Annotated in this window: 14 protein-coding genes; 7 read left to right on the top strand and 7 right to left on the bottom strand. The window is 76.1% G+C overall.

The features are described from left to right. The first annotated feature begins 1 nt into the window (after nucleotide 1). Together AB0H75_RS20755 and AB0H75_RS20760 are read left to right on the top strand one after the other, a co-directional pair. Nucleotides 2-2,254 (top strand): hypothetical protein, encoded by a 2,253-nt coding sequence (locus AB0H75_RS20755; protein WP_367798401.1) that lies wholly within the window; start codon nucleotides 2-4, stop codon nucleotides 2,252-2,254. Between the two features lie 90 nt (nucleotides 2,255-2,344). Further along, nucleotides 2,345-5,755, top strand: a complete 3,411-nt coding sequence (locus AB0H75_RS20760) for a phosphodiester glycosidase family protein (RefSeq protein ID WP_367798403.1) — start codon at nucleotides 2,345-2,347, stop codon at nucleotides 5,753-5,755. A gap of 63 nt (nucleotides 5,756-5,818) precedes the next feature. On the opposite strand, the gene AB0H75_RS20765 is transcribed toward AB0H75_RS20760, so the two are convergent. After that, entirely contained in the window at nucleotides 5,819-8,578 is a 2,760-nt protein-coding gene (locus AB0H75_RS20765; RefSeq protein ID WP_367798405.1) for a CHAT domain-containing protein, read from the bottom strand. A gap of 85 nt (nucleotides 8,579-8,663) precedes the next feature. Between AB0H75_RS20765 and AB0H75_RS20770 the strand changes: the two genes are divergently transcribed. Beyond that, on the top strand, nucleotides 8,664-9,887 hold the full coding sequence (locus tag AB0H75_RS20770; protein ID WP_367798407.1) for a S8 family serine peptidase: 1,224 nt from the start codon (nucleotides 8,664-8,666) through the stop codon (nucleotides 9,885-9,887). 204 nt (nucleotides 9,888-10,091) lie between these two features. Further along, nucleotides 10,092-10,604 (top strand): hypothetical protein, encoded by a 513-nt coding sequence (locus AB0H75_RS20775; RefSeq protein ID WP_367798409.1) that lies wholly within the window; start codon nucleotides 10,092-10,094, stop codon nucleotides 10,602-10,604. Nucleotides 10,605-10,621: 17 nt separating this feature from the next. Here AB0H75_RS20775 and AB0H75_RS20780 read toward each other — a convergent pair whose 3' ends face one another. After that, nucleotides 10,622-11,188: an RNA polymerase sigma factor gene (locus AB0H75_RS20780; RefSeq protein WP_367798411.1), complete on the bottom strand. Its 567-nt coding sequence runs from the start codon at nucleotides 11,186-11,188 to the stop codon at nucleotides 10,622-10,624. A gap of 132 nt (nucleotides 11,189-11,320) precedes the next feature. Here AB0H75_RS20780 and AB0H75_RS20785 point away from each other — a divergent pair, with 132 nt between their 5' ends. Both AB0H75_RS20785 and AB0H75_RS20790 read left to right on the top strand, forming a co-directional pair. After that, entirely contained in the window at nucleotides 11,321-12,505 is a 1,185-nt protein-coding gene (locus AB0H75_RS20785; RefSeq protein ID WP_367798414.1) for an amidohydrolase family protein, read from the top strand. A 116-nt stretch (nucleotides 12,506-12,621) separates the two neighbouring features. Next, the gene (locus tag AB0H75_RS20790; protein WP_367798416.1) at nucleotides 12,622-15,636 is read left to right on the top strand and encodes a glycoside hydrolase family 2 TIM barrel-domain containing protein; all 3,015 of its coding nucleotides are present in this window, start codon (nucleotides 12,622-12,624) and stop codon (nucleotides 15,634-15,636) included. Nucleotides 15,637-15,737: 101 nt separating this feature from the next. Here the strand turns inward: AB0H75_RS20790 and tuf are convergent, their stop codons facing one another. Next, nucleotides 15,738-16,898, bottom strand: coding sequence for an elongation factor Tu (tuf, locus tag AB0H75_RS20795; RefSeq protein ID WP_367798418.1), 1,161 nt, complete (start codon nucleotides 16,896-16,898; stop codon nucleotides 15,738-15,740). 244 nt (nucleotides 16,899-17,142) lie between these two features. Here tuf and AB0H75_RS20800 point away from each other — a divergent pair, with 244 nt between their 5' ends. After that, complete coding sequence (locus tag AB0H75_RS20800; protein ID WP_367798420.1) at nucleotides 17,143-18,459, top strand: serine hydrolase domain-containing protein; 1,317 nt, start codon at nucleotides 17,143-17,145, stop codon at nucleotides 18,457-18,459. 18 nt (nucleotides 18,460-18,477) lie between these two features. Here AB0H75_RS20800 and menC read toward each other — a convergent pair whose 3' ends face one another. The 4 genes from menC to AB0H75_RS20820 form a co-directional block, all read right to left on the bottom strand. After that, nucleotides 18,478-19,578 carry an o-succinylbenzoate synthase gene (gene menC, locus AB0H75_RS20805; protein ID WP_367798422.1) on the bottom strand — a complete coding sequence of 367 codons (1,101 nt, stop codon included), beginning with the start codon at nucleotides 19,576-19,578 and terminating at the stop codon, nucleotides 18,478-18,480. Further along, entirely contained in the window at nucleotides 19,575-20,330 is a 756-nt protein-coding gene (locus AB0H75_RS20810) for a GNAT family N-acetyltransferase (protein ID WP_367798424.1), read from the bottom strand. The genes menC and AB0H75_RS20810 overlap by 4 nt, the downstream gene beginning before the upstream one ends. Before the next feature lie 106 nt (nucleotides 20,331-20,436). Further along, on the bottom strand, nucleotides 20,437-20,991 hold the full coding sequence (locus AB0H75_RS20815; protein WP_367798426.1) for an acyclic terpene utilization AtuA family protein: 555 nt from the start codon (nucleotides 20,989-20,991) through the stop codon (nucleotides 20,437-20,439). A gap of 46 nt (nucleotides 20,992-21,037) precedes the next feature. Then, entirely contained in the window at nucleotides 21,038-22,624 is a 1,587-nt protein-coding gene (locus AB0H75_RS20820) for a Na+/H+ antiporter (RefSeq protein WP_367798428.1), read from the bottom strand. Nucleotides 22,625-22,651 lie beyond the last annotated feature (27 nt).

Below are 22,651 nucleotides of genomic sequence, written 5' to 3' on the forward strand. Positions count from 1 at the left end.
CATGGACGGCTTCCTTGACGAGACCTATGGCGGCCTGACCGAGCTACGCGTGCACGGTGTGTCCGGCACGCCTCCGCACTTCACCCTGAACCACCCCTGCCCGCGACGGGTCGCCGGCGACGACACGACCGGTTTCTACCGCCGCTGGTGGCCCGAGGGCCGGCCGGCCGGACGCGACGCGGACGTGCCGGGCGTGCGCCGCCGGGAGGCGTACGCGTGGGGCGGGCTCACCTCCGGCGCCCGGGCCCTCGCGCTGTGGCTGCCGCTGCTGCCGTTCACGCTGGTCAACCTGACCTACTACATGCTGCCCCGGCCGCCGCGCGGCCGGTGGCTGCGGCGCCTGGCCGAGGCCGCCCTGCGGCTGTTCGCGCTGCTGCTGACCGGCTCGCTGGTCGGCGCGGTCACCCGGGCCGGCGTCGACCTGCTCGGCTGGCAGTGCACCGCCCCCGGCCGGGCCTGCACCCTGGGCGGCGCGCCGGCCTGGGCGCGCTGGCTGGCCGGGACGTGGGGCGGCGAGCCGTCCCGCCGGCTGGCCGTCACCGCGCTCGCGCCGCTGCTGGTCGTCGGGCTGCTGGGATGGCTGGGACGGCGCACCTGGCGGCGCGACGAGCGCACCCCCGTCCCGCCCGAGGCCGGGCATTCCGGCGGCCCCTACGGCGGGCTGCCGCTGGCCCGGCCGCGGCTGTGGCGCGGCGGCGCGCCCGTGTGGCGGCTGCGCGTCGTGCACGTGTCCTTCGCGGCCGCCTCGATCGGGCTGGCGGTGGCCGGGCCGTTCACCGGCGCCCGGACCGGGCTCGTGCTGACCGTCGCCAACGCCGCCGTCCAGGTCGCCGCCGCCGTGCTCGTCCTGCTGCCGTGGATCGCCCGGCGGCTGGACCCGCACGCCGGGCCCGACTGCCCGGCGTGGCTCGCCTGGTCGTGCCGGCTCCTGTGGGTGGCGGCGATGCTGACGGTGGCCGCCACCGGCTGGGCCGCCCTGAGAGGGCTGGGGCCGGGCGCCCCTGGGCGGCAGCTTCCCGGCGTCGGCGCCGGGAACCTCCAATACCTGCTCACGAGCGGCGTCGGGCTGTTCCTCCTGCTCGCCATCGGCGTGCTCGCCGCGATGGACCGCCCGCGCGACCCGGCGTGGCGGCCGGCGCTGGGCGGGCTGGCCGGCTGGGCCGCGCTCATGATCGCCATGGGCACGGCGAACGTCCTCGCGCTCGGCCTGCTGTTCTGGACCGCCGGCTACCTCGGCGAGCCGGCCGCGCTCGCCGAGCCCGAGCCGTCGGCCGCCACGCTCTACCTCGGCGACGCCGTCTGGTGGACGGCCGTCCTGGTGCCCGTGACGGTGTTCGGCGCGCTCGGCGCGGCCGTCGTCCTCTGGTGCGTCCGCCGGGCCGAGGCCGCCCGGCTCGAACCCCGCCTGGCCCACTACTACGGCCGGCGCCACGCCCCGGAGGTCGCCCGCGCCTGGAGCCTGGCCGCGCTCACCGACCGCATCGGGCTCGTGATCGGCCTGCTCACCGGCGTCGGGGTGGCCGGGTTCGCGGCGGTGAGCGCGATCCGCCTGCTCGGGCTCTTCACCCCGGTCGGCGGGGTCACCGGGCTGCTCGCCGCGATCGGGAGCTGGGCGCTGGCCGTCGTCGGGGCCGCGCTGGTGCTGCTCGGGCGGCGCACGTACGGGGACTCCCGGCTGCGCAGGACGGTCGGCATCCTGTGGGACATCTCCACCTTCTGGCCGCGCGCCGTCCACCCCCTCGGCCCGCCCTGCTACGCCGAGCGGGTCGTCCCCGAGCTGGTCGCCCGGATCGGCCGGCTCGCCCGCACCGACCGGGACCAGGTGATCGTGTCGGGGCACAGCCAGGGCTGCGTCATCGCCGCCGCGCTGGTGCTGCAGCTCCGGCCGGAGCTGCGGCGGCGGGTCGCGCTGCTCACCCACGGCTCGCCGCTGCGCCGCCTGTACACGGCCTTCTTCCCCGCCTGGTTCGGCAGGGAAGGGCTGGCGGCCGTGCGGACCGCGGTTCCCTGGTACAACCTGTACCGGCTGAGCGACCCCATCGGCGGCCCGATCTTCCGCCGCGAGGACCCGTTCGCCGCCGGGGGCGCGCACAGGCCCGCCGGCGGCGATCCGCTGGACCGCTTCTGCTGGGACCCGCGCCGGCCCGCGCCGGGCGAGCCGCTGCCGGAGATCCGCTGGCACTCCGACTACTGGCTCGAACCCTCCTACGACGCCGCCTTCAACCGCCTGGTGCGGATCAAGATGGTGGTGTGAGCGCCCGCCGGACCGTCGAAGGCCCTGAAATTTTCTTTTAGTTCACCCCTCAGTCTTGAAAGTTATATCCGTGAGCGATTGAGTTCGGTCGTGCAGACCCTCCGAATGCTGGCCGCCGCCGCGCTCGCGTTAGCCCCTCTGGGCCTGACCGCCGCGCCCGCGCAGGCCGACCCGGCACCACCCGCAGAGGACGCGCTCCAGGCGTCGTCCTACCCGCCGCCGTCCACGCTGCTGGCCCCGGCCGCCGCCGCCGGGCGGCAGCGGCTGGAGACCGCCAAGCGCACCCGGCCGGTCGCGCCCGGGATCTCGCTGACCTCGTTCGACACCTACGACGCGCTCGGCTGGCTGCGCGCCGACGCCCTGACCGCCGAACTCGGCGGCTCCGGCGGCGCCCGGGCCGACTACGTCTACTCCGGCGAGGTGACGAAGACCGAGCCGCTGTCCGGCCCCGCCAACCGCTCGCGGGCCGTCGCCGCCGTCAACGGTGACTTCTTCGACATCAACAACTCCGGCGCCGCCCAGGGCATCGGCGTGCAGGACGGCGCGCTCGTCCAGTCGCCCGTCGCCGGGCACGAGAACGCGGTCGCGATCACCGGCGACGGCGTCGGCCGGGTGCTCAAGATGTACTTCGAGGGCAAGGCCACCCCCGCCGGCGGCACGCCGATCGCGCTCACCCAGTTCAACCAGATCGTGCAGCGCGACGGGGTCGGCCTGTTCACCCCGCTGTGGGGCTCCTACACCCGGGCCCGGGCCGTCGAGGGCGCCACGGCCGTCGCCGAGGCCGTCCTCGTGGACGGCGCCGTCACCGAGGTGCGCGCCGCCGCCGGCACCGGCCCCATCCCGGCCGGAACCACGATCCTGCTCGGCCGCGACGCCGGGGCCGCCGCCGTGGCCGCGCTCAAGCCCGGCGACCGCGTGGACGTCGCCTACCAGCCCAAGCCCTCCGACGGCGGCGCCGTCAAGGCCGCCGTGGGCGGCAACTGGGTGCTGCTCAAGGACGGCGTGGTGCAGAACTCCACCGACCCGGCCGCCCACCCGCGCACCGCGGTCGGCTTCTCCGCCGACGGCAGGAAGATGTACCTGCTGACCGTGGACGGCCGCCAGGCCGACAGCCGCGGCGTCACGCTCAACGAGCTGGCCGCCATGATGGCCGACCTCGGCGCCGCCAACGCGCTCAACCTCGACGGCGGCGGCTCCTCCACCCTGCTCGCCCGCGAGCCCGGCTCCGCCGAGGTGCAGGTCGAGAACAGTCCCTCCGACGGCGGCGAGCGGCACGTCCCCAACGGCCTGGCCCTGTACGCCCCCAAGGGCAGCGGCACGCTCAAGGGCTTCTGGCTGGAGACCGCGAGCGACCCGGCCAGGGCGCCCGGCGTCGGCCCCGTCGCCGGCGGCCGCCCCGACCGCGTCTTCCCCGGCCTCACCCGCAGGCTGACCGCCGCCGGCTACGACGAGACCTACGGCCCCGCCGCCGGCACGCCGTCCTGGCGCTCCAGCCCGGCCGTGCACGGCGTCGTCCGCGACGGCAGGTTCCACGCCCTCGTGCCCGGCCAGACCACCGTCACCGCCTCGCGCGGCGCCGCCAAGGGCAGCATCGAGCTGACCGTGCTCCAGCCGCTGCGGCGGCTCGGCACCACGGCCGACCGGCTCGGCATCCCCGGCGCGGACGGCACCGCCACCTTCGGCGTCGTCGGCTACGACCGCAACGGCAACTCCGCGCCCGTCGAGCCCGCCGACCTCACCCTCGACTACGACCGCGACCTGCTGGAGGTCACCTCGGCCGAGCACGGTTACTTCACCGTCAAGGCCAAGCGGGCCACCGGCTCGGGGCTCGTCACCGCCAAGGTCGGCACGATCAGCACCGCGGTGCCGGTGACCGTCGGGTTCGAGGAGAAACCGGTCGCCGACTTCGAGAACGCCGCCCAGTGGACGTTCGCCGCCGCCCGCGCCACCGGCTCCCTGTCGGCCGCCCCCGGCCAGAGCGGCGGCGGGCTCAAGCTGTCCTACGACTTCACCACCTCCACCGCCACCCGCGCCGCCTACGCCAGCCCGCCCCAGCAGATCGTGATCGACGGGCAGCCGCAGGCGTTCGGCCTGTGGATCAACTCCACCGGCAAGGGCGAGTGGCCGAGCCTGGAGTTCTACGACGCGCTCGGCCAGTCGCAGATCCTGCGCGGGCCGTACCTGACGTGGACCGGCTGGAAGTACGTCGAGTTCACCGTGCCCCCGGGCGTCAACTACCCGCTCAAGCTGCGGCGCTTCTACGTCGCCGAGACCAGGGCCGACGCCAGGTACACCAACGAGATCCTCGTCGACGGCCTGGCGGCCAAGGTACCGCCGTCGGTGTCCGCGCCCGCCGCGCCCAGGGTCGCCGACCCGGTGGTCAGGGCGTCGGTGGCGGAGATGCCCTGGCGCTTCGCGGTCATGTCGGACGCCCAGTTCGTGGCCCGCGACCCGGACAGTGACATCGTCGCCAACGCCCGCCGCACGCTGCGCGAGATCAAGGCGGCCCGCCCCGACTTCCTCGTCATCAACGGCGACCTGGTGGACGAGGCGTCGCCGGCGGACTTCGCGCTGGCCAAACGGGTGCTCGACGAGGAGCTGGGCGGTACGCTGCCCTACTTCTACGTGCCCGGCAACCACGAGGTGATGGGCGGCGACATCGCCAACTTCACCAGCGCCTTCGGCGACACCCACCGGACCTTCGACCACAAGGGCACCCGCTTCGTCACCCTGGACACCTCCAGGCTGACCCTGCGGGGCGGCGGCTACGACCAGGTCGCGATGCTCCGCTCCGAGCTGGACAAGGCGGCGAAGGACGGCTCCGTCGGCTCGGTCGCGGTGCTGTTCCACGTGCCGCCGCGCGACCCCACGCCCGGCAAGGGCAGCCAGCTCGGCGACCGCAAGGAGGCCGCGCTGGTCGAGGGCTGGCTGGCCGACTTCCAGCGCGAGACCGGAAAGGGCGCCGCCTACATCGGGGCGCACGTGGGCACCTTCCACGCCGAGCACGTGGACGCGGTGCCGTACTTCATCAACGGCAACTCCGGCAAGAACCCGGCCACCTCCGCCGACGACGGCGGGTTCACCGGCTGGTCCCTGTGGGGGGTGGACCCGGTCACCCGGGCCGAGGCCGAGCAGGTGCGGCGCAACTGGTTCGTCGACGCGCCGGCCTGGATCGGCACCCAGGTCCGGCCGCACGTGGACGAGCTCGCCCTCACCGCTCCCGCGTTCGTCGCGGTCGGCGCACCCGCCCGGGTGACGGCCGCGGTCAGGCAGGGCACGCGGACGGTGCCGGTCGCCTACCCGGTCTCGGCGTCCTGGTCCGGCTCGCCGAACCTGCACGTCGGGACGCGCGGCACCGCCAAGCCGTGGCACGTGGCCGTCCTCGACCCCGGCACCGGGACGCTGACCGCCCTGCGCGCGGGCCAGGTGACCGTCGCCGTCACGGTCAGCGGCGTCACCCGCCAGGCCACGGTCGCCCTCACCGCCAGGGCCGCCGCCTGAGCACCGGCCCGGCGGGGACCCCACGTCCCCGCCGGGCCCGGCGTGAGCCCGTCGGAGCCGGCGTCAGCCCGCGCCCAGGCAGAGGAAGGACAGCCCGGTGGCCGTCGCGACGGGATCCCCGCCGGCGGCCCGCCGGGCGTCGCGCAGCGCGGCCGGCAGGCTCGCCCCGGCCCGCAGCCCGCGGTGCAGGGCGAGCATCAGCGGCACGACCGCGGCGTCGTTGACCGGGACCACGCTCGCCACGATGCCGGTCGTGCCGAGCTGCATGAGGGAGACGGCCAGGCCCAGCAGCTCGTCACCGCCGGCCGCGCAGGTCCGGCCGGAGTCGCAGCTCGACAGCACCACCTGCCGGGGCGCCCGGCGCAGGCGTTCGAGGTCGTAGACGGTCAGCGGGCCGTCGTCCACGCGCAGCGAGGACAGCAGCGGGCTGTCGGCGCGGAAGACGCCGTGGGCGGCGATGTGCGCCAGCCGCGCCCCGTCCATCGCCGCCAGCACCCGCGCGACGGTCGCGGTCCCCCCACCGAGCACCACCGGCCCACCGCTTCCGCTCCCGCTTTCCGCGCCGCCTCCGCTCTCCGCGCCGCCTCCGCTTTCCGCGCCGCCTCCGCTTTCCGCGCCGTTCCCGCTTTCCGCGCCGTTCCCGCTCTTCCCGCCGCCTCCGCTCTCCGCGCCGAGTTCCGCGGCGAGCCGGGTCACCTCGGCGCCGCAGGAGGACAGGCCGGGGCCGCGGACGAGCGCCACGCCCGTCCCCTCGCCGGCCGCCCGGCGCGCCCGCAGCCAGAACGCCGCCGACGGCGCCACGCTCACCACCCGCTCCCGCAGGCACGGCAGCAGCGCCCAGGGCACGGCGTGCAGGCGGCCCGGCGGCACGATCACCACCTCGCGGTCGCCGAGCAGCGTGGCCGCCTTCCCGAGCAGCAGCCGCTCCAGCGTCCGGCCGGCGGCGTCGAGATGGCCGAGAAGCTGCGCGGGCGTCAGCGTCGAGCGCCCGTGCGCCAGCCTGGCCAGGGCGAAGCGCACGACGTCCACCTGCCGGTCCGCCTCCTCGACGCGGCCCGCCTCGATCCTGCGTACCGGGCCGGTGCCGCCGCACAGCAGGACGTGCAGCCGCCCGTCCACCTCGGCCGGCTCCACCAGGAGCCGCCCGCCCAGCTCCGCGCGCAGCTCCCGCAGGTCCAGGGAGGACGGCGCCGCCCGGTCGCCGCCGTGCGCGTGCCGCGTGCGCGCCCTGGCCGCCCGCTCCAGCCGTAGCTGCTCGCGCCGCAGCGCGGCGGCCGGCAGCCCCCGGGTCTGCGCCTCGGCCAGCCGGCTGGTCACCATCCGCATGGCGGCCAGGTCGGCCTGCAGGTCCTCGTCGTCGGGCGGGCGCACCGGCGGGACGGCCAGCGCGCCGGCCCGCCACCGCTCGCTCCAGGCCAGCAGCAGCCGCGGCCGGCCGGCCCGCAGCGCGTACCGCTGGGCCAGCCTGGCCAGGTCCGCGCCGTGCGCGGCGGCCCGCGCCCGCAGCTCCGACGAGCCCAGCGAGGCCCGGTGCTCGTCGATGAGGAGCAGCCCGCGCCGGCAGGCGCGCAGGAGCCGGCGCGGGTCGCCGGCCGCCTCGGCCCGCAGCGCCTCGGCCAGCCAGCCGGTGATGCGCGACAGCGCCGGGCCCCTGCGCCGCGCCTCGGCCGCCCCGCCGAGGTGCTCCTCCGCCTCCCCGGCCCGGCCCAGCGCCAGGGCGATCCGCCCGGCGACCAGCCGGCTCAGCGGCAGGGCGGGCGAGGACAGCGCGGCCAGCTCGCGCACGCACCCGGCGGCGTCCGCGAGCAGGGCCTCGCCCGGCGGGCCCGCGGCGAAGCGGGCCTGCGCCATCACCAGCCGGGCGTGCGCGCGCCACCAGGGCCGCCGCTGCCGCTCGAAGAGCCGGGCGGCGGCGCGGGCCCGGTCGAGGGCGACCTCGGGGGAGGAGGCGGCCAGCGCGCACTCGGCGGCGCGCAGAAGCAGCTCGGCCCGCTTCAGCGGGGAGCCCCGCACCAGCTCCAGCCGCTGGATGGCGGCGTCGGCCTCCTCCAGCGCCTCCTCGCTCAGCCCGCCCGCCAGCAGCGCCGCGCAGCGGTGCAGGCTCAGCGCCGGGTCCGTGGCGCCGAGCCCGGCGAACCGCTCGGCGGCGGCGTCGAAGCAGGACAGCGCCGCGGGCAGGTCGCCGATGCGCTGCGCGAGCACGCCGCGGTGCACGACGGCGTCCACGGACTCCAGCTCCTGCCCGGTGCGACGGAACAACTCCTCGGCCCTGCGCAGGTCGCCGGCCGCCGACCGGACGGAGCCGAGCGCGAGGGCGCAGAACGCCCGCTCGGTGCGCGCCCGCGCCTCCCACAGCAGGTCGCCCTCCAGCCGGAGCACGGTGATCGCGGCGTTCAGGTCGGCCAGCGCCGCGCGGTGCTCGCCCAGCGCGAGCAGCACGCCGCCGCGCCGCAGCAGGATCCGGCCGCGCAGCAGGCCCGCCGCGCTCCGGGCGGCGGCGTTGAGCGCACCGCGGCCGGCGGCCGTGCGCCCGGCGAAGACCAGCGCCACGCCGAGCGTGGCCAGCACGTCGGCCTCCCGCTCCGGCGAGCCCGCGGCCCGCGCCAGGTCCCTGGCCGCGCGCAGCTCCGCCACGGCCGCCGCGGCGTCGCCGAACTCGCGCAGCACGATGCCGGCGGCCTGCCGCGCGACCGACGCCTCCGCGGGCGGCAGGCCGTCGCTCAGCAGGTCGCGGGCCCGCCCCAGCGCCTCGTACGGGCGCGACAGCGCGAGGGAGAGCAGCCCGTCGGTCACGCTCCCGGTCCCCGCCGGCTCGGCAGCCATGCCCACGACTTTCGACGACCTCCGTACCGGGCGCAAGGCTCCGGCCGATGAAGGGACGTAGGGACGGACGAGGAAAGGGCGACTCATGGACGAGGTCTTCGCCGCTCAGTTCCAGCTCGTGCAACGGGCGTTCGCCGAGGACGGCATCCAGGTCGAGGCGGCACTGGCGCCCGGCGGCCGGGTGGACTACGTCTACCGGGCGGGCCGGCTGCTCACCAGGAACCGCGGCCGCAACATGGAGCAGATCTCCCGGCTGCTGCCCGGCGTCGTACGCGAGGACCGGCCCGCCCTCGGCGACCTGGCCGTGCTGTCGATCGAGCGCGTCGAGGGCGGCTCGCTCACCGTGCCGGAGGCGCTGGACCTGCTGGAGGAGCGCCTCGGCGACGACGACCCGGCCCGCCGGGGCGAGCCCCCGCTGGCCACCCCCGACCACATCGTGTCCATCGCCCGGCTGTGCCCGGCCACCGAGCCCGAGCGGCCCGGCACGGACCCGGCCGGGCCGTGGCCCGCCCCGCGGCCGCCCGCGGAGGGGGCGCACCCGGTCCTGCTCGGGGTGGCCGACACCGGCCTGCTGGAAGGCCCCCTGCCCGGCTGGCTCGACGGGGTGCGCGGCGACCCCGACGCGCTGGGACCGCTCCTGCCGGACGGCAAGCGCCACCGCATCCCGCCCTTCACCGGGCACGGGACGTTCGCCGCCGGGGTCGCGCGCTGCATGGCGCCCCAGGCCGAGGTGTACGTGGCCGACCACTTCAGCCGCTCCGGCGGCGAGATCGAGAGCGAGATCGTCGCCCGGCTGGACGCGCTGGCGCGGATGAGCCCGGCCCTGGTGAACCTGTCCGCGGGCCTGTACACGCGCGGCGACTCCACCTCGCTCGGCTTCGAGGCGTTCCACGACGCGCACCCCGGCCTCGTCATGGTCGCCGCCGCCGGCAACGACTCCACCGACCGCCCCTTCTACCCCGCCGCCTACCCGTGGACCGTCTCGGTCGGCGCGCTCGGGCCCGACGGCGCCCACCGGGCCTGGTTCAGCAACTACGGCGACTGGGTGAACGTGTACGCCCTGGGCGAGGGCATGGTCAACGCCTACGCCCACGGCCAGTACACCTACCAGGAGCCGCCGAAGGCGCCCGCCGTCCAGGACTTCACCGGCATGTGCAGGTGGGACGGCACCTCGTTCGCCGCCCCGCTGGTGGCCGGCCTGATCGCCGAGCACCTGGCCAGGCACGGGGGCAGCCCGCAGGACGCCAGGGACGCCGTGCTGGCCGGGGCGGTCCCGGTGGCGGGCGTGGGCCCGGTCCTCACCCCGTAGCGGGTATCAGCGGCGCGGCGGCCGGCTCCGGGGTGGGTGAGGGCGCGGGCGATCCCGGGCGCGCCCTCCGGGCCTCCGGCGGGAGCCGGCGGACCCGCTTCCCGCGCGGGTCCCCGCCGTAGGAGGATGGCGGGGCGCGGACGGGGGCGCGGGCGGGGCGCGCGCCGTCGGCGTGCCGGGCGATCGCGGAAGGAGGCGAGCGGCATGGACGTCTCGCCGTGGGCCGACGACGAGCGGCTGCTGGCCGCGCTGCGCGAGGCCGCGCGGGCCGCCTCGGCGGTGCCGGACGAGCTCGTCGAGGCGGGCAGGGCCGCCTTCGCCTGGCGCGAGACCGACGCCGAGCTGGCCGCGCTGGTCTACGACTCCGCCTACGAATCCGCCTACGAATCCGCTTACGATGCCGCCTACGACGCCGCGGGCGACGGCGGGCTCGTGGCGGTCACCCGGGGAGCGGCGCGCGTCCTGATCTTCGACGCGGGCGGCGAGCGCACGATCGAGGCCGAGGTCGCCCCCGACGCGCTGGTCGGGCAGCTGCTGCCGCCGGTCGCCGGCACGGTCGAGCGGCAGACGCCCGGCGGCGCGTCGGTCAGCGCGCCGATCGGCGCCGACGGCGGCTTCGCGCTGCGCCCCGCCCCGGCCGGCACCTTCCGGCTGCGCTGCACGTGCGGGGAGCTGGTCCTCACGACGGCCTGGGTCCCACCCGCTCATCCCGCGTGATGGTCCCGTCCCCGAGCTCAGCCCTGGCCGGTGAAGCCGCTCAGGTGCGGGCTGCTGCGGAGCCGGGCCAGGCAGCGGGCGCGCGTCGGGCCGATGCCGCCGATCGGCATCCCCAGCCGCTCGCTGATCTGCGGGTAGCTCAGCGGGCTGTCGCCGAGGAAGCACGCCAGCAGCCTGCGGCAGCGCTCGGGCAGGTGGGACAGGGCGGCCCGGAGCGCGAGGTCCCGCTCGGCGCGCTCCACCTCCTCCTCCACCGCGCGCGCCTCGTCCTTGAGATCGCCGTCCAGCACCTGCTCGGCGCTCTGCCTGCGGCGCGCCGAGCGGCTCTGGCGCAGGCACTCGCGCTGCGCGACCATCGCGATCCAGCCGGGCAGCGCCGCCGGGTCGCGCAGCTCGTCCAGGTGCTCGACCAGGCGCAGCCAGACGGTCTGCGCCGCGTCGAGGGCGTCGGCGCGGCTGAGCCGGTAGCGCAGGCAGATGGACCACAGCAGGGGCGAGTACCGTTCGACGATGGCGTCCCAGGCGGCCTGCTCACCCTTGCGCGCCTGGACGACCAGTGTCACGACGTGCGGATCGTCTCGCATGCCGCCTCCCGGGCGCCACGCCCCGTGGTGGCGGTCCGGTGACGGTCGCCTGACCTCCGGGGGCGTTACGGTTCATGGTAAGCGTGCCGCCCGCCGCAGGCACGGGTCACCGCGCACCGGGAGGAGCCGCCGATGTCCGCCGAAACCGGCCCCGTGCCCGACCCCGTGCCCGATCTCGTGCCCGGTCTGGTGCCCGGCGGGCTCGCCCGGGCCGTCGCGGAGCTGCCGCTCGTCGATCACCACGTGCACGGCGCCACCGCCCGCGACCTGCCGCGCCGCGCGTTCGAGCAGCTGATCACCGAGTCCGACCGGCCGGTGCCCGACTGGATGACGCAGTTCGACTCGCAGGCCGGTTACGCCATCCTGCGCCACTGCGCGCCCGTCCTCGGCCTCGGCCCGCACTGCGCGCCCGAGGAATACCTGGCCCGCCGCGCCCGGCTCGGCGCGGAGGAGGTCAACCGCCGCCTGCTCGGCGCCTCCGGGATCGGCCACTTCCTCGTCGAGACCGGTTACCGGGGCGATGAGGTGCTGGGCCCGTCCGGAATGGCGGAGGCGAGCGGCGTGCCCGCCGACGAGGTCGTCCGGCTGGAGGCGGTGGCCGAGCAGGTGGCCGCCGGGGGGTGCGAGGCGGCGGCGTTCGCGGGCCGGTTCGAGGAGGCGCTGTGGGAGCGCGCCCGAGGCGCGCGCGGCCTGAAGACGATCGCCGCCTACCGCTGCGGCCTCGGCTTCGACCCGGCCAGGCCCGCTCCCGGGGAGGTGGCCGAGGCGGCCGGGCGCTGGTTCGCCTCGGGCGGGCGGCTGAACGATCCCGTGCTGGCGCGGCACCTCATCTGGGCGGGGCTCGACCGGGGGCTGCCGCTGCAGTTCCACATCGGCTACGGCGACCCCGACGTCGATCTGCGCCGCGCCGACCCGCTGCTGCTGCGCGGGCTGATCGAGCTGGCCGAGCCGACCGGGGTGCCGTTGCTGCTGCTGCACTGCTACCCGTTCCAGCGGCACGCCGGGTTCCTGGCGCAGGCGTACCCGAACGTCTTCTTCGACGTGGGGCTCGGCGTCACCTTCACCGGGGCGCGGGCCGCCGCGCTGGTGGCCGAGAGCCTGGAGGTGGCGCCGTTCGCGAAGATCCTGTTCTCCACCGACGCCTGGGGGCCGGCCGAGCTGCACCACCTCGGCGCGGAGCTGTGGCGGCGGGCCGTGGCGCGGGTGCTGGGCGCCTTCGTGGCCGACGGGGAGTGGTCGCTGGAGCAGGCCGTGCGCGTGGCGACCATGATCGGCGCCGGGAACGCCCGCCGCGTCTACGGCCTGCCGCCCGCCTGAGACCAGCCCGCCCGAGACCAGCCCGCCCGAGACCAGCCCGCCCGGGACCCGCCCGCGCCGCGGACAGAGGACTCACGCCTGCCCAAAACGGTCGCGACGTTCTAGGCTCGACGACGATGGATCTCGCGACCTTCGCCTCCGGCGCCGGACTGCTCCCGCCCCGGGCGGCCCTCCGTTCCGACGCACCCGCCCTCGACCTCAACGGGACATGGCGCTTCCGCCTGTCACCGGCCGCCGCCGTTCCCGAGGACTTCGCCGACCCCGGCTACGACGACACCGGCTGGGACGAGCTGCCGGTGCCCTCCCACTGGAACCTGCGGGGCCACGGCGCCCCCGCCTACACCAACGTCTCCTACCCCTTCCCCCTCGACCCGCCGCACGTCCCCGACGAGAACCCGACCGGCGACCACCGCCGCGTCTTCGACCTGCCCGAGGGGTGGAGCGGCGGCCGGCTGCGGTTCGAGGGGGCCGACTCCCTCGCCCGGGTCTGGCTCAACGGGCACGAGCTGGGCTTCTGGACGGGCAGCCGGCTGCCCGCCGAGTTCGACGCCGGCCCGTGGCTGCGGCCCGGCCGCAACGTGCTGGCGGTGCGGGTGCACCAGTGGTCGGCCGCCAGCTACCTGGAGGACCAGGACATGTGGTGGCTGCCCGGCATCTTCCGGGACGTCACGCTCACCCGCTCGGCGGCCGACGTCTTCGTCCGCGCCACCCACGACGGCCGGCTGTGCTTCGACGGCCCCGGCGGCCTGCTCGACCTTCCCGAGCTGGGCGTCGCCGGGCTGGAGCCGGGCACCGAGATCCGGGTGGACGCCGAGCCGTGGACGGCCGAGACACCCCGCCTGTACGACGCCGTCGTCCGCTTCCCCGAGGAGACGGTACGGCTGCGCGTCGGCTTCCGCACCGTCTCCATCGAGGACGGCGTGCTGCTCGCCAACGGCCGCCCGCTGCTGCTCAAGGGCGTCAACCGGCACGAGTTCCACCCCGAGCGGGGGCGCGCGGTCACCTACGACACCATGCGCGAGGACGTGCTGCTGATGAAGCGGCACAACGTCAACGCCGTCCGGACCAGCCACTACCCGCCCCACCCCGCCTTCCTCGACCTGTGCGACGAGCTGGGCCTGTGGGTGATCGACGAGTGCGACCTGGAGACGCACGGCTTCGGCCAGGTCGGCTGGCGCGGCAACCCCACCGACGACCCCCGCTACGAGGACGCCCTGCTCGACCGCATGCGCCGCATGGTCGAGCGCGACAAGAACCACCCGAGCGTCATCATGTGGTCCCTCGGCAACGAGGCCGGCGTCGGCCGCAACCTGGCCGTCATGGCCGGCTGGGCCCGCGACCGGGATCCGTCCAGGCCCCTGCACTACGAGGGCGACCGCTCGTGCGCCCACACGGACGTGTACTCGCGCATGTACGCCTCCCACGCCGAGGTCGAGGCCATCGGCCGGCGCGCTGAGGACCCCCTGGACGACCCGGAGCTGGACGCGCGGCGGCGCGCGATGCCGTTCCTGCAGTGCGAGTACGCCCACGCGATGGGCAACGGGCCCGGCGGGCTCGCCGAGTACCAGGAGCTGTTCGAGCGGTATCCGCGGCTGGCGGGCGGGTTCGTCTGGGAGTGGATCGACCACGGGATCGCGCACCCGTCCTACGGGTACGCCTACGGCGGCGACTTCGGCGAGCCGCTGCACGACGCGAACTTCGTCATCGACGGGCTCGTCTTCCCCGACCGAGTGCCCTCGCCCGGGCTGCTCGACCTGAAGAAGGTGTTCGAGCCGGTCAGGTTCGCCTTCGGGGACGGCGTGGTGCGGATCACCAACGGGTACGGCTTCCGCGACCTGTCCCACCTGGGCTTCGTGGCCACCGTGGAGGTGGAGGGGGAGACGGTCGCCGAGCACCGGCTGGAGGTGCCGCCGGGCGGCGGCGAGCTCGAACTCCCCGACCTCCGGACGCCCCCGGCCCCGGCGGGGGCCGCCTCGGCCGGGGCCGCCGCCGGGGCTGCTGCCGCCGGGGCCGCCCCGGCGGGGGAGCGCTGGCTGACGGTGCGGGCCCTGCTCGCCGCCGACCAGCCGTGGGCGGCGGCGGGCCACGAGGTCGCCTGGGCGCAAACCCTCCTGCCCCCGGCCCCCGTCCTCGACACCCCGGCCCTTGACGCCCCGGCCCCGGAGACCTCCGCCACCGACGCCCCGGCGGCCAACCCCCCAGCCCTCGACGCCCCTGTCACCGACACCCCCGTCATCGACGGCGCCGACGCCACCGGTGCCGACCTCGCCGGGGCCGGGATCGGTGGGACGGGGGTCGGTGGGGCCGGGCGGACCGTCGTGCTCGGCGCCGGCGCGGACGGCCGGATCGAGGCCCCCGGCGGGTCGGCGTTCGACGCGCGGACCGGCCGTCTCGTCCGCCTGGCCGGCCTGGAGGTGGACGGCCCGCGCCTCGACCTGTGGCGCGCGCCCACCGACAACGACCGCTACGGCGGCCTCGAAGGCCGGTGGCGTGCCCTGGGCCTGCACCGCCTCACCCACCGCACGGACGCCGTCGAGCCGGACGGCGGCACGCTGACCGTCCGCACCCGCGTCGCTCCCGCCGCCACGGACCTCGGGATGCGGGCGACGTACCGGTGGACGGCCGCGCCGGACGGCGGCCTGCTCCTGCGCGTGGACATCGAGCCCGAGGGCGACTGGAGCGACCCCCTCCCGCGCCTCGGCCTGGCCATGACCCTCCCCGGCGCCGCCGTGGACCGGGTCACCTGGTTCGGGCGCGGCCCCGGCGAGGCGTACCCGGACACCGGCCTGGCCGCCCGCGTCGGCCGCTGGAGCGCCACAGTCGACGAGTTGCAGACCCCGTACGTGCACCCGCAGGAGAACGGGCACCGCGCCGACGTCCGCTGGGCCGACCTCGGCCCGTTCCGGATCACCGGCGACCCGGTCTTCGGGCTGACCGCCCGCCGCTGGGGCACCGAGGAGCTGGACGCCGCCCGCCACCGCCCCGACCTGGTGCCGGGGGACCGCGTCCACCTGTACCTGGACCTGGCCCACCAGGGCATCGGCACGGCCACCTGCGGCCCGGGCCCGCTGCCCCGGTACGACCTGCACGCCCGCCCCGCGACGCTCACCCTCCGCTTCACCCCGTCCTGAACGTTCACCCCGTCCTGAACGGCCCTCCAGCACGGGAACGGGCCGGGCCCCGCACAGCGGCGGGACCCGGCCCCGGACCCGGCCCAGGGCCCGGACGGGCCTCACACGGCGAGGACCGTGCCCGCGCCGACCGTCAGCCCGCCCTCGCGGATCGCGAACCCGAGCCCCGGCTCCAGCGCGACCGGCCGCCCCAGCGCGACCGCCGCCTCGACGGTGTCCCCGGGCCGGGCGGGCCCGTCCAGGAGCAGCTCGCCGGGCACGTCGGTGGTCCGCAGGTAGAACTGCGGCCGGTACCCGGACCCGACCGGCCGCCGCCGCCCGCCCTCCTCGGGCGTCAGGAGGTAGAGGCGGGCGGTGAACGACGCGTGCTCGCGCACGCTGCCCGGCTCGGCCAGCACCATGCCGCGCCGCACCTGCTCGCGGCGGACCCCGCGCAGCAGCACGGCCGCGTTGTCGCCGGCCTCGCCCCGCTCCATCGTCTTGCCGAACGTCTCCACGCCGGTCACGACGGCGCCGAACCCGCGGCCGAACCCGACCGCCTCGACCGCGTCGCCGACCCGTACCGAGCCGCGCTCGACGGCGCCGGTGACGACCGTGCCGCGGCCGGTGACCGTCAGCACGTTCTCGACCGGCATGAGGAACGGCGCGTCCACGTACCGCACCGGGACGGGGACGTGCTCGTCCACCGCCCGCAGCAGCGCCTCCACCGACGCCGTCCAGACCGGGTCGCCCTCCAGCGCCCGCAGCCCGGACACCCGGATCATGGGCACGTCCCGGTAGCCGTGCCCGGCCAGCAGCTCCCGCAGCTCCAGCTCGATCAGGTCGGCCAGCTCCGGGTCGGCGCCGTCGGCCTTGTTGACGGCCACGACCAGGTGCTCGACGCCGACCCGCCGGGCCAGCAGCACGTGCTCGCGGGTCTGCGGCATGATGCCCTCGTGCGCGGACACGACGAGGATCGCGCCGTCGAGCTGCGCCGCGCCCGTGATCATGTTCTTCACGTAGTCGGCGTGGCCCGGCATGTCCACGTGGGCGTAGTGGCGGGTGGCGGTCTCGTACTCGACGTGCGAGATGGTGATCGTGATGCCCCTGGAGGTCTCCTCCGGGGTGCGGTCGATCCGCTCGAACGGCGTGTACGTGGCCTGGCCGCGCTCGGCCAGCACCTTCGTGATGGCGGCGGTCAGCGTGGTCTTGCCGTGGTCGACGTGACCCATCGTGCCGATGTTGAGATGCGGCTTGTTCCGTACGTAGGCCTGCTTGGCCATGGTTCCTTCCTCGAACCCGGTGTCCGTGTGACCCGTCCTCAGGGGCTGACCACCTCTCCCCGCCGGGTCACCTCGGACTCACGGGAAGAGGTCAGCGCTCCAGGCCGCCGCGGGCACGCCCGGACGCGCCGGCCGGTGCGGCGGGCGTCATGGGACGGGCGTGCAGGAACATGAGGACCATGGTGCGATCATCGGCATCACCCCCGCAACCGGATATTCCGCCCCCGAACGGAAGGAGCCCCGCGTGGCTGAAGCGATGGAGCGGCGCCGGCTCGCCGAGCTGATCGCCGAGTACGAGGTGCCCGGCGCGGCGCTGGCGTACCTGCACCGGGGCGCGCCGGGCGAGCTGGCCGCCGGCACGCTCAACACCGCTACCGGCGTCGAGGCGACCCCGGACGCCCTCTACCAGATCGGCTCGATCACCAAGCTGTGGACCACCGCCCTCATCGTGCTCCAGGTCGAGCGCGGCCGGCTCACCCTGGACACGCCGGTCCGCGAGGTGCTGCCGGAGTTCCGGGTGGCCGACCCGGAGGTGAGCGCGGCGGTCACCGTCCGGCACCTGCTCACCCACACCAGCGGCATCGACGGCGACCTGTTCCTCGACACCGGCCGCGGCGACGACTGCGTGGAGAAGTACGTCGCCGCCTGCGCCGGCCTGGCCCAGAACCACCCGCTCGGCGCCACCCAGTCCTACTGCAACTCCGGGTTCGTGGTCGCCGGCCGGATGCTGGAGCGGCTGGCCGGCAAGCGGTGGGACGACGTGCTCAGGGAGGACGTCGTCGAACCGCTCGGCCTCACCCACACCTGGACGCTGCCCGAGGACGTGCTCCGCTTCCGCGCCGCGACGGGCCACCTGGCGGGCGGCGTGCCCGCCCCGCGATGGGGGCTCATGCGGGCGATGGGCCCGGCCGGGCTGATCTGCGCCCGCCCCGCCGACGTGGTGGCCTTCGCCCGCGCCCACCTGGAGGGCGGCCTGCTCGCCGACCCCGCCGCGCTGTGGGAGCCGCAGGTGGACATCCCGAACCCGCACACGCTGGGCCGCCAGTGGGGCCTCGGCTGGATCCTCGACGAGTGGGACGGCCACCGGGTGGTCTCGCACGGCGGCAACACGATCGGCCAGCACGCCATGTTGTGGGCCGTACCGGACACCGGCACCCTCGTGTGCGTCACCGCCAACGGCGGCCACGCGGGCGCCTTCACCCGGGCCGTGGCGGCGGAGCTGTTCGCCGAGCTCGACGGCATCACCGTGCCGCCCGCGCCGGCCCCGCCCGCCACCCCGCCCGACGTGGACGCCGCCCGCCACGCCGGCGTGTACGAGCGCGCCGGCGCCTGCCTGACGGTCACGGCCCGCCCGGGCGGCCTGCGCCTGCGCATGGAGACCACCGGCGAGCTGGCCGCCCTCCAGCAGCCCGAGGAGTTCGACCTGGTGCCGATGGACGAGGTGACGTTCGCCGGCCGCCCGGACGGCGCGCCCGGCTGGGTCACCGCCGTGTTCTACGAGCTGCCCGACGGCTCCCCGTACGTCCACCTGGGCGCCCGCGCCACCCCCAGGACCGGCTGAGCGGCCCGCCCGCCCCGCTCAGAGGGCGATCCACTCCGTGGCGGTGGTCACCTCGTCCAGCACCTCCGGGATCGGCTCGACGCCGAGGCCCGGGCCGGTGGGCACCCGCAGGTGGCCGTCGGCCAGCTCGAACGGCTCGGTCACGTCCGTCGCGTAGTAGCGCCGCGACCCGGAGGTGTCGCCCGGCAGCGTGAAGCCCGGCAGCGCGGCGAGCGCCACGTTCGCCGCGCGGCCGAGGCCGGTCTCCAGCATGCCGCCGCACCACACCGCCACCCCGTGCGCCCGGCACAGGTCGTGGACCCGCCGCGCCTCCAGGTAGCCGCCGAGCCGGCCCGGCTTGATGTTGACGATCGAGCAGGAGCCCAGCTCGATCGCGGCGGCGGCGTGCTCGGCCGACTCGATCGACTCGTCCAGGCAGATCGGCGTGCGCAGCCGCCGGGCCAGCCGGGCGTGCTGCACCAGGTCGTCGTTGGCCAGCGGCTGCTCGATGAGCAGCAGGTCGAAGGCGTCCAGGCGGGCCAGGCGGGGCGCGTCGGCCAGGGTGTAGGCGGCGTTGGCGTCGACCTGGAGCAGCAGGTCGTCGCCGAAGCGCTCGCGCACCGCCCGCACCGGCTCGACGTCCCAGCCGGGCTCGATCTTCAGCTTGATCCGGACGTACCCCTCGTCCAGGTAACCCTCGACGGCGTCGAGGAGCTGCGGGACCGAGTCCATGATGCCCACCGACACCCCGCACGGCACTCGGGAGCGGGAGGCGCCCAGGAACCGGGCGAACGACTCGCCCGACGCCCTGAGCTGCGCGTCCAGCACGGCGGTCTCCAGGGCCGCCTTGGCCATGCGGTGCCCCTTGACCGGCGCCAGGGCGCGGCCGACGGCGTGGGCGTCCAGGGCGGGCGGCAGGGCGGGCAGCAGGAAGCGGCGGATCACGTCGGCGGCGCCGTCCACGTACTCGGAGGAGTAGAGCGGCTCGGCCATCGCCACGCACTCGCCCCAGCCCTCGGCGTCGGGCGTCACGACCCGGACGAGCAGGACGTCCCGGGAGGTCTCGGTACCGAACGAGGTACGGAACGGCGCCACCAGCGGCATCGCGACGCGCCGCAGCTCGACTCCAGTGATCTTCACGTTCTCTCCACGATGGTTCGCTCCACGATGTAGGCGGACTTGCCGGAGAAGCCTGTCACGGCGCGGCCCTGCGCCATCAGCCCGCCGAGCACGTCCCGGACGGCGTGCCGCCACGCCCTGGCCGCGCCGGGATCGGTCCTGCGCAGCCGCCCGACGTCGGCCGGCACCGCCACCAGCACCGTGTCGGCGTCGGCCGGGCCGGGCACGGGCCGCCCGCCCACGTCCGCCAGCGCCACCACCGCCGCCACGTCCCCAGAGGGGGGTGGCGGGGGAGGGGGCGCGGTGAGCCGCCACTCGGTCAGCAGCCGGTCGGACTCGTCGCCCCGGTTGACGGCGTCCTCCATGACGCCGTAGAAGCACGGCAGATAGGCGACCGGCCGCGCCCCCAGCTTGGCCAGGTTGAAGTGGGCGTTGCGGCGGACGAGGGGGTCGTAGGTCCACGTGACGCGCTCCAGCCCGCGCTCCAGCGCCCACTGCCGCTGGTGCAGCTTGAGCGCGTACCCGGCGCCGGGCTCGGCCGCGCCGGTGACGTGCGAGTGCAGCGCGCCCCCGGCCGCCAGGAACCCGACCGAGGCGCCCACCAGCCGGTCGCCGTCGAACGCGCCGGCCGCGTACCCGCCGGCGTGCGTCAGCGCCCGCATCAGCTCCACGGTGACGGGCGGCGTGGCGGCCCCGAAGTGCCAGATGGCGTCGAACAGCGCGAAGGCCCGCTCGAACTCCGCGATCCCCCGCAGCTCCCTGACCTCGAACACCCCGCCGCCCTCCCGCGCCCGCGCCTCTCGGAGCGACGTTATGCCATGCCGCGCCCGGCCCCCTACCGTCCGGCCCCCTACTGCCCCGCCCTCTACCGCCCGCCCCCTACAGGACGCCGGCGCAGGTCGCGATCAGGACGCGGCACGGGGCCTCCTGGCTGAGGCAGACCGACTCCAGCGGCACCGTCACCTGCGGCGTGCGGTAGCGGCCGCCGGGGAAGCGGCAGGCCAGGCCCGCGCGGACCGCCGCGGCCGTCAGGTGGCCGTCGAGCGAGCTGCGCCCGTCGCGGCAGATCTCCGCCGCGCACGGCCCCGGCTGCGCGGCGAGCGCGAGCCCCGTCACCGCCGCCCCCGCCAGCGCGCCGAGGTCGCCGCCGGTCCAGCCGTAGTGCCACATGCCCGCCGCCATCACCGGTGCCGCAGGGCAGGAGCCGGGCTCGACGAGCACGATGTCCATGCCGCGCGAGAACTGCGCGGCGATCTCCTCCGCGCCTCGCGCCACCCGGGTGCCGGTGCGCAGCCCGGGGAACTCCGGCAGCCGGCCACCGGCCGAGAAGACGAGCTTGATGCCCGGCTCCGACAGGCCCGGGTCGCGGTCGCGCCATCCGCAGGCGACGAAGTCGGCGGAACCGGCGGACCCCCATGTGCCGATGCGCAGCATGATGGATGATTACCCTTCGCGGCCTGCGGTGACACGCCGTCACGCCTCACCTCAGGCTGCGGGCGTCCAGGCGGCGCAGCACCCGCGACACGACGGCGGGATCGACGTACGGGTCGCGGCGGGCGTCCAGCACCACCTGGCGGGCGGCCGACAACATCTCGCCCTGCACCCGCCGTACCAGCCGGACGCGCCGCGCCCGCGCCTCGTACGCCTCCTGCCGCTCCTCCTCGCCCGCCTCCGGGCTGATCCGCAGCCCGAACCCCAGCATGCGCCGGGTGAGCTGCTCGACCACGTCCTCGGGCAGATCCTCGGCCGCGTCGATCTCGCGCAGCCGCCGCTTGGCCGCCTTGGCGGCCGCGACGGCCAGGCGTTTCTCCAGCTCCCGCTCGGCCGCGGTGTCCGCCTTGACGCCGAGCCGGGTCACCAGCCACGGCAGCGTCAGCCCCTGCGCGACCAGCGTCACCAGGATCACGGCGAACGCGACGAAGACGATCGCCGACCGCTCCGGGAACGACGAGCCGTCGGCCAGCGTCAGCGGGATGGCCAGCGCGAGCGCCACCGACGCCACCCCGCGCATGCCCGCCCACCACATCACGACGGTCTCGCGCCAGGTCAGCGGGATCTCGCTGTCGTCGCACGCCTTGCCGCCCGCCTTCTTCGCCAGCCACGCCGCCGGCAGCAGCCACAGCAGCCGGACCAGCACCACGGCCGCCACCACGGCGGCGCTCCAGCCCAGCAGCGGCCCGAGCCGGCCGTGCATGGTGCCGATCACCACGTGCAGCTCCAGGCCGATCAGCCCGAACGCCACCCCGGTCACCAGCGTCTCGACGACCTGCCAGAACGTCCCGGCGGCGAACCTGCCGAGCACGTCGTCGGCGTCGGCCATCCGGTCGCCCAGGTAGAAGGAGCTGGTCAGCACGGCCAGCACGCCCGAGCCGTGCAGCTCGTCGGCCAGGGCGTAGCTGACGAACGGCACCAGCAGCGACAATCCCACCTGGAGGGTGGCGTCGCCGAGCAGGTCCATCAGCCGCCCGCTCAGCCAGCCCAGGCCGAGCCCCACCAGCACGGCCACCACGGCCGACAGCGCGAACTCCGCCAGCGCGCCCGGCCAGGAGAACACGCCGGTCACCGTGGCCATGATCGCCACGTGGTAGAGCACGATGGCCGTCACGTCGTTGAACAGCCCCTCGCCCTCCAGCAGCGCCACCATGCGCCGCGGCAGGCCGAGCCGCCCGGCCACCGCCGTGGCGGCGACCGGGTCGGGCGGTGCCACCAGCGCGCCCAGCGCCACGGCGGCGGCCAGCGGCAGCCCGGACACCAGCGCGTGCGCCACCGCGGCCACGGCCGCCGTCGTCACGAACACCAGCGCCACGGCCAGCAGGAAGATCGGCCGCCAGTTGGCCGCGAACTGCCGCCAGGACACGCGCCGCGCCGCGGCGTACAGCAGCGGCGGCAGCAGCAGGGGCAGGACGATGCCGGGCGGCACGTCCACGTTCGGCACGAAGGGCAGGACGGCCAACACGATGCCGAGCAGGGTCATCAGCACGGGCGAGGGCAGCCCGAGCCGCTCGCCGAGCGGCACGGTGATCAGCGCGCCCAGCAGCACCAGCACGAGCAGCACGAACTGGCCCACGTCACCCCCCGATGATCGGCCGCGATC

This window comes from Nonomuraea sp. NPDC050783 (assembly GCF_040802095.1).
Lineage (GTDB): Bacteria > Actinomycetota > Actinomycetes > Streptosporangiales > Streptosporangiaceae > Nonomuraea.

What these genes read in the sequence shown, in the direction of transcription:
- AB0H75_RS20775 (WP_367798409.1), top strand. Translation starts at nt 10,092, where the DNA reads ATGGACGTCTCGCCGTGGGCCGACGACGAGCGGCTGCTGGCCGCGCTG.
- AB0H75_RS20780 (WP_367798411.1), bottom strand. Translation starts at nt 11,188, where the DNA reads ATGCGAGACGATCCGCACGTCGTGACACTGGTCGTCCAGGCGCGCAAG.
- AB0H75_RS20815 (WP_367798426.1), bottom strand. Translation starts at nt 20,991, where the DNA reads ATGCTGCGCATCGGCACATGGGGGTCCGCCGGTTCCGCCGACTTCGTC.
- tuf (WP_367798418.1), bottom strand. Translation starts at nt 16,898, where the DNA reads ATGGCCAAGCAGGCCTACGTACGGAACAAGCCGCATCTCAACATCGGC.
- AB0H75_RS20785 (WP_367798414.1), top strand. Translation starts at nt 11,321, where the DNA reads ATGTCCGCCGAAACCGGCCCCGTGCCCGACCCCGTGCCCGATCTCGTG.
- AB0H75_RS20770 (WP_367798407.1), top strand. Translation starts at nt 8,664, where the DNA reads ATGGACGAGGTCTTCGCCGCTCAGTTCCAGCTCGTGCAACGGGCGTTC.
- AB0H75_RS20765 (WP_367798405.1), bottom strand. Translation starts at nt 8,578, where the DNA reads ATGGCTGCCGAGCCGGCGGGGACCGGGAGCGTGACCGACGGGCTGCTC.
- AB0H75_RS20790 (WP_367798416.1), top strand. Translation starts at nt 12,622, where the DNA reads ATGGATCTCGCGACCTTCGCCTCCGGCGCCGGACTGCTCCCGCCCCGG.
- AB0H75_RS20755 (WP_367798401.1), top strand. Translation starts at nt 2, where the DNA reads ATGGACGGCTTCCTTGACGAGACCTATGGCGGCCTGACCGAGCTACGC.